General features: G+C 36.7%; 6 protein-coding genes and 1 other RNA gene. 2 read left to right on the top strand and 5 right to left on the bottom strand.

Going from position 1 to position 7458, the window contains the following annotated elements; all coding sequences use genetic code 11:
• Positions 1-39 precede the first annotated feature (39 nt).
• The 4 genes from H5975_RS06775 to H5975_RS06760 all read right to left on the bottom strand — a co-directional run bounded on the left by H5975_RS06775 (position 40) and on the right by H5975_RS06760 (position 4663).
• Positions 40-1311, bottom strand: a complete 1272-nt coding sequence (locus H5975_RS06775) for an ISL3 family transposase (protein WP_239459632.1) — start codon at positions 1309-1311, stop codon at positions 40-42.
• Positions 1312-1519: 208 nt separating this feature from the next.
• Entirely contained in the window at positions 1520-2380 is an 861-nt protein-coding gene (locus H5975_RS06770) for a GRP family sugar transporter (protein ID WP_204785409.1), read from the bottom strand.
• Between the two features lie 82 nt (positions 2381-2462).
• Positions 2463-3944: a sensor histidine kinase gene (locus tag H5975_RS06765; RefSeq protein ID WP_204785408.1), complete on the bottom strand. Its 1482-nt coding sequence runs from the start codon at positions 3942-3944 to the stop codon at positions 2463-2465.
• Positions 3945-3946: 2 nt separating this feature from the next.
• Complete coding sequence (locus H5975_RS06760) at positions 3947-4663, bottom strand: response regulator transcription factor (RefSeq protein WP_204785407.1); 717 nt, start codon at positions 4661-4663, stop codon at positions 3947-3949.
• A gap of 127 nt (positions 4664-4790) precedes the next feature.
• Between H5975_RS06760 and ssrA the strand changes: the two genes are divergently transcribed.
• Positions 4791-5165: a transfer-messenger RNA gene (gene ssrA / locus H5975_RS06755) on the top strand.
• 269 nt (positions 5166-5434) lie between these two features.
• Here the strand turns inward: ssrA and H5975_RS06750 are convergent.
• The gene (locus H5975_RS06750; RefSeq protein ID WP_204785406.1) at positions 5435-6094 is read right to left on the bottom strand and encodes a DNA alkylation repair protein; all 660 of its coding nucleotides are present in this window, start codon (positions 6092-6094) and stop codon (positions 5435-5437) included.
• 146 nt (positions 6095-6240) lie between these two features.
• Here H5975_RS06750 and H5975_RS06745 point away from each other — a divergent pair, with 146 nt between their 5' ends.
• The gene (locus tag H5975_RS06745) at positions 6241-7185 is read left to right on the top strand and encodes a Dyp-type peroxidase (RefSeq protein WP_204785405.1); all 945 of its coding nucleotides are present in this window, start codon (positions 6241-6243) and stop codon (positions 7183-7185) included.
• Positions 7186-7458: the final 273 nt, after the last annotated feature.

Below are 7458 nucleotides of genomic sequence, written 5' to 3'. Positions count from 1 at the left end.
AGGCTCTTTGTCAAATCCTGTTGATAGGTAAGAATCAGGTTATGCAACCTGGTTCTTTTTTTGTGCCATTTGACGATAATAAATGCGGTAGACCATATGATCAAAATTACGAAAGCCGAAGGCTGTTCGTTGAATCTGCTTAATCATTCTATTTATTCCTTCCATTGCACCATTACTGTATTTGAATTGAGAAGCATTAAGCACATACTCTAAATTCTGTCGAAGAGTTTTAATGACTATCGTCATTTGGGGACTTATTTGTTCCGACGGATAAAGCGCGTCAGTTAGTCCATCCATATCACGGTGGGATAAGTTAGTCATAATACTTTGCATTACGTTATAATCTGCCATTAATCGTTCATCTACCTGTAATCCTAAATCAACGCGCTCATTACTAGTTACTCGTTGCCTAATATGCCGATCATAGTATTCGTTCACGTTAGATAATTTTTCCTCTGATACTAAATACAAACGCCAACTGAACTTTAATAACCGATAATTACGAGATGTTTTTTCGAATCGTTTCATTACTTGAGCACGATATTGATTGAAAGCGCGGGTTAACATAGCGACAACATGAAATCTATCAATGATAATTTGGGCATTCGGGAATAAGCGTCTAGCAATTTCTTGATAGTAACTATTCAAATCCATTGAGATGGTCTTCACCCGTGCTCGTTCTTGTAGAGGAAAGCTTAGAAAATAGTTTTCAATCGTACGTTTATAACGATCCGGTAGGATCGCTTGAATCTTATGATTACCATCATTGTCAATACAAATAAAATGCAGCTGTCGATTAACTCCCCGAAATTCATCCAAGGCCATATTAATGGGTAATTCTTGCTTAATAAGTGGGGCAATGGCGCGACTTTGATCTAAATAGCGATTGACAGTACTTGGTGAAATATTGTTATCGTTGGCAATGCAATCTAAAGTACGATCATCTTGTAAGCTCATAATCACTTTGTTGCGAACTTTGTTCGCAATATGACAATATTTTTGCACAATTGGCGACTGCGCCAGCTGAGTATGCTGGCAATTTTTACACCGTACTCTTTGTTTATGGATTCGTAATATTACTGGATGACTAGCGTCATCAGCGGTAAATTTAGTGTTAACTTCTGAAAATCCAAATTTTACTAGTTGACGCTGGTGACATTCAGGACAGACATTATCCGGATAGATTAAAGTGAATTCATAGACTCGATATTTAATTAGCCGAATAAATTTATAAAAATAGCCTCGAAAAATTAGGTTGGAATCTTTAATTCCCAGTGCAAATTCGATAAAATTAGTATCAGAAGTCATCATGATTACTCCTTTCAATAGCAGAGCTATTTGGACGTAGTTTGTGTGGAGGGAAGTCGTGATGGCTTCCTTTCTTTATTTTACAAATAAAAATCCTGTTGTAGATTACCATAAGGTAATCCATCAACAGGATTTAGTATAGAGCCTATAAAAATGGCCAAGGGAGATGTCTCTCTTGGTCATTTCTGTATTTAATATTTAATTCTTATAACTATGCAAACGCAGTCATCACAGCACCTATAACTACTAATAACAAACCAATCATGGTGTACCGCATTTCAAATGGTGATTTTTGTTCATGTAGAACATAGATGCCACCAAGAGTTGAAAGAATAACATTCAACTGACTAAAGATAAATGCAACCGTAATTCCAATTGCTCGAGCACCAAAAATATAGCTCAAGCCGGCAATTCCCCATAGTAGTCCGGACAGAATATTTGCATATTGGCCACGTTGTTTAAATACCTTTGAGCCTTCAGTAATTAATTGATAGATCGTTACTCCTAATAAAATACCAATGGTCTCTGGCAAATAAATAGCTACAGAATCTGCATGCGCCAAAATTGGGAAGCGCGGAAAAGCAGAGTAAATAACATAACCAATAGTTGTCAATAGTAAGAACACAACATCCTTAGCAGCAACCAGCTTGCCAGAAGATTTATCTGTAATGGATGTTAACATAGCGCCAACAATGACTAACGCTAAAGCAAAAAATCCTAAAATAAGTTGTTTAGAACCCTGCCATTCATGGAAGATACAAACGCCAATTAAAGTATTACCAATTAACTGAAAAGCAGTTGATAAAGGCATCGTATTGGAAACACCAATCTTTTTCATTGACGCAAATTGGCCAAATTGACCGACGGACCAACATGCTCCTGATAGTACAGCTACTAAGAATGGAATTAAGCCAATTGATGGGCGAATAATTACCATACTAATCGTTGAAACAATCAGTGCACCTAATCCAATCCCAAATACTTGGTTACTAGATGATCCCCCGACTTTAGTTGAGATCAAAGGCATAACACCCCAACAAAGTGCTGGTATTAAGGCAATCACGTATCCCATAAGTTATTCAACTCCCTCTCTCTTAAGTTATGACTTCATTAGGATGCTATGAAAGCGCATTATTGACAAGCGTTTTCATTATTTATTTTGCTGTTTTATTACTATTATCGGAGCGATCAGGGAAATAAATGATAAACGTTGTTCCTTTATTAATTTTACTTTGAACTTTTATCGTTCCATGATGTAACTCTACAAGTTGACGCACTAATGATAATCCAATTCCAGATTCACCATATTTTGTATTCATTCTTGAACGATCTGCCTTGTAAAAGCGTTCCCAGATTTTGTTTAATTGGTCTTCTGTCATTCCAATCCCTGTATCAGAGACCTTAAATTGGGCTCCCTGAGGAAGCCGTTCACCGGTGACTTTAATATGTCCATTTTTGGTGAACTGAACGGCATTTTGAATCACATTAAACATAACTTGCACAAATCGATCATGATCCGCATAAACTCGCAATGGCCTTGGCGTTTCCACTTCAATTACGTCACCCTGCTCCCGAGCATTTGTTTCCAGTTGATCCTTCAAATTAGTTAGAACTTCACTTGCATCAAAAATTCGGCGATCCATTTTAATTTGATTAGTTCGAATTTTTTCATAGCTGAGGTTGTCATTAACTAACCTTATCAATCGTTTCGTATCATGTTGCATTAATTCAATACTGTGTTTACGGTCTTCTTCAGGAATAGCATCATACGCCAACCCCTCTAATAATCCATTAATAGTAGTTAATGGTGTTCTCATTTCGTGAGCCGCATCCGCCAGAAACTCTTTACGTCGTTCTTCTTGTTGTTGAATTTCATCTTGAGAAGCCTGCAATGAATCCGCCATCTTATTAAAGTTATTACTCAAATCATCTAATTCATCTTTACCACGATTTGATAAATGGATATCATAATTACCCTTAGCGATTTCATTTGTGGCTTGATTGATCTTATCAATTCGTTTGGTAATCGAACGAACAAGAAACAAGCTAGTAAAGACCGCAATAAGCATGGCTGCCACTGTCGCAAAAAGCATCTTTTGCATAATAAGTTGGTAAATCTGCCTTGCAGTTGATGAAAAGGTGCTAATGGTTACCACTGCTACCAGCTTATGGTTAAAAAAGTAAGGTTTAATCATGCCAATCATTTGGGGGATTGGCATGTTCTGGTGCTTCTTTTGCAGAACTTTAACGTCTGGAGAGGCAATTTGTTTTTTAATGGTTTTTCCTTTTCGTAATTTTTTCCAATCAGCTGGACTAATTTGTGGTGAATACCCTTGGCTGTTGTCATATCGAGTTCGCCCTTTAGCATCTAAAACAGCAAAATATACATTCTGACGTGATAACAATTTAGATTTTGAATCAATTGCTTGTTGTTGAAAGCCCACAATTTGGTTGGTACGACGATCAATTAAAACTTCATCATCCTGGATCAAACTATCCGCATACTGGCTTAGTTGGTACCAAGTATGATCATACATTGTTTTGTTAGTAACACTGACAAAAGATACTGTTAGAATTGTTGCCAATACCCCAATCAGAGCAACAAAGCTAAGCAGTTGTCGCCACATTAATTTCATGGTCAGTCAACCTCACTGTCGTCAAACTTATAGCCTACTCCCCAAACAGTCTGAATAACCTTGGGGCCAACTTTCTCAATCTTTTGACGGAGCTTTTTAATATGAGCATCCACAGTGCGCTCATCTCCATAATATTCATAATTCCACACTAATTGCAGGAGCTGTTCTCTGCTAAACACTTGTTTTGGCTTGGAAGCCAGTGCTTTTAACAGATCGAATTCCTTAGGTGTCAAATCTTTAATTGGTTGACCATTCAAATAGGCTTCCCGAGTTTTAGTGTTTAATTTAAAATGCTTCGTTTGAATATCAAAATCATTGGTTGTTGCATCAGCTGACGGTTGAACATTTCCCATCTGAATACGGCGATGAAGAGCTTTTATCCGTGCAATTAGGGTTAATGGACTGAACGGCTTTGTAACATAATCATCTGCTCCCATTTCCAATCCAAGCACTTGATCACTTTCAGAATCACGAGCAGTCAACATAATAATCGGCACAACTGGTGAAATCTGCCGAATATCTGCAGCTACCTGCATGCCATCCTTCTTTGGAAGGTTTAAGTCCAATAGTACTAAATCCCACTGATCATGATTTTCACGAAACTTTTCAACCGCTTCTTCGCCATCGTACGCAAATTCAAATGTCCATTTTTCTTTTTTAAAAAACATTGCCATCATTTCACATACAGAGTGATTATCTTCTACCATTAGAATTTGCATAGTGTTTTCTCCTCCTTTTCACTATTAGTATTACCTTATAATTAATTGTCTTTAAAGTCTATGAATATTCTTTGAAGATTTTGAATTTCGCGTATATTACTGATATAATTATTTAGAAATACATCTTGGGGATGTTTTCGGATTCGACGGGTATAGGTTGAATCTTAATTGCACTTCGAAGGTTGCGTCTTCGTAAAAACGCTCAGTTTTAAATTATAACTGCAAACAATAATTCAAAAGCTTACGCATACGCTGCCTAACCGGTAAGCATGCGTAAATCCGGCCAGGTTCGTCCATGACTTGTTACCGGGTTTCATATTGAGTGGACTTACGTTACTAATTTCCGTTTGTAATTAGTAAAAGAGAATCATCAAGCTAGTTTATTATGTGTGCCTTGATTAATGGCGTTTTAACAAGCGAATTTTAAATAATTGATCTATGAGTGTAGAGATTAGGATGGCAATATGCTCGGACGTGGGTTCAATTCCCACCATCTCCATTTTTGGAACTTTCATACAAGTTCGTGGATGTCTTAACACGCATGGTTGAGGCATTTTTATTTTTTATAAAACGTGAAAAAACACCATCAAAAATAGATTTTGCTACCAAACTGCTACCAAAATAAAATACTTCAAGCCACCATGATTACTGCCTTTTAACGAGGGCGGTTTTTTATTTTTACAACAATCTTCAAACTTGTATTATTGCTATCCTCCTTATGAATCTTTTGATATTAAAAAAGCGCCATTAATAGGCACCTTGTCGTTTGATTTATTTTATATACTTGCTTCCCTCTCGAATACTTAATGGTGACATAGCGGACCGATGGTCAAAAATGAACTGCTTTACCCATACTGGATTGGTTTTAGAGTAGTCTCTTAGTGCCCAACCAATTGCTTTATTAATAAAAAACTCATTATTACCCAAATTGTTCTCAATAATTTCTGCTAACAGGTCAATGTTCATCTTATCTTTACGCAAGAGTTGATGCTCAATTGCAACTCGCCGAACCCATTTATCTTCATCCAATGACCATTGCAACATTAATTTATCGATTCGCTGATCACGCAATCCCAATTTGCCAATCGGCTTGATTAAACTATCAATTGTATCCCACCATTGCTTAGTACGCACATATTGTTCAATCCTGTGCATATCTGAAAAACTTAAATATTCGGCCATTCGATTTAAATAATCACAAACAAAATATTGCATCTCACGATGAGGATCATTCCAAGCCTGATTTAAAAGCTGCCAATTAATTTGGTGCTGTTTTTTCTCTTGAATTAGTTGTTGATGATAAACCTTTTTCCGGGCTGCACTTTGATAACCATAAAACTCAAACTGATTACGCATGTATGCCGACATTTGTTCTGCTAATTTACCATTTGCGTCTCTTGCAAAAGTTCTTTGTAATTCCTGATAATTCAATTTATTTCTCCAATTCTCTCTTAGTAGTTACTATTATGCGGAGCAGCAATACTTTGGTCAACTCCCACTGTATTCTTAATAATTCATCCAGTGTTATAATAAACAATGTGAAAGTGTTTGTATATAACAGAAGGGAGATCATTTCAATGGCTGTTAACCCACAAGAAGCTCAAGACGTATGGAAAGATGCTGGTCAGAGCGTTATATTTGCTACTTTTGAATTAAACCGTCAAGATCAAGCTAAAGAACAAGCTGCTATTCAAGAATTTGTTGATCGATACCAGGCAATTATTCGTTCACTAAGAATTCGTGCAAACGATACTCACTTAAAATCTTCACTTGGTTTTAGTAGCGCTGCTTGGGACTATCTGTTTCCAGACGCCCCTAAACCTAAAGAACTAGAACCTTATCAAACATTAACTGGTCCTAAATACAAAATGCCAGCAAGTAAGGGTGATATTTTCCTACATTTACGTGCAGATAATGAAGCCGTTGTTTACGAAATGATGAGTCAACTCCGATTATTCTTAAAGGATTACACTAGTCTTGTGGACGAAACCAAGGGGTTCCGTTATTTTGAAGGACGTGCAATCATTGGATTTATTGATGGAACAGAAGCTCCACAAATTGAAGACGCAGCTCACTACGCATTAGTCGGTGATGAAGATCCATTCTTTGAAAATGGTTCCTATGCTTTTGCTCAAAAATGGCACCATAATATGGACATTTGGAACAAATTAACCACAGAGACACAAGAAAAGGCCGTGGGTCGAAAGAAATTCTCTGATTTGGAATTACCAGATGGTGAGAAATTCAAAAATGCCCACAATGTTGCATCGCAAGCTACTATTGATGGTGTAGAACAAAAAATTGTGCGAATGAACGTTCCATACTCTGATCCAGCAGATGATAATACTGGAACTTTCTTTATTGGATATTCACGTTACTGGAAAGTAACTAAGACGATGTTGAAAAATATGTTAGACCAAAATGATTACCTATTATCATTCTCAGACATCTTATCAGGGCAACTATTCTTTATTCCTTCTCGTCCATTATTGGAAAAGATTGCTGATGGAGATTTGAATTAAGGGAAACTTTTTGATCGTTAATAAACATTAAAATGAGGGGTTAAATGTTTGGCATGGTCTAAACATTTAACCCCTCATTTTTATTTTTGGTTCTACACTATTCGGTACTGATGAGTTTTCATCAGTGCCGTTTTTGTATATGATGACAATAAAAAAGGACAATTATGAAGTGAACCCTATAAGTTGGACACTTTAATTTAGGCAACTTTTTCTAAGGCAAGATTCCGATATTCAATCGGCGTCTTGCCTTTTAGTTTGTGCCTTATGCGACAT

It is taken from the genome of Limosilactobacillus coleohominis (genome assembly GCF_016901675.1).
GTDB lineage: Bacteria > Bacillota > Bacilli > Lactobacillales > Lactobacillaceae > Limosilactobacillus > Limosilactobacillus intestinavium.
The sequence above is the reverse complement of the archived record's forward strand: the minus strand, read 5'-3'. Positions and strand labels throughout refer to the sequence as shown.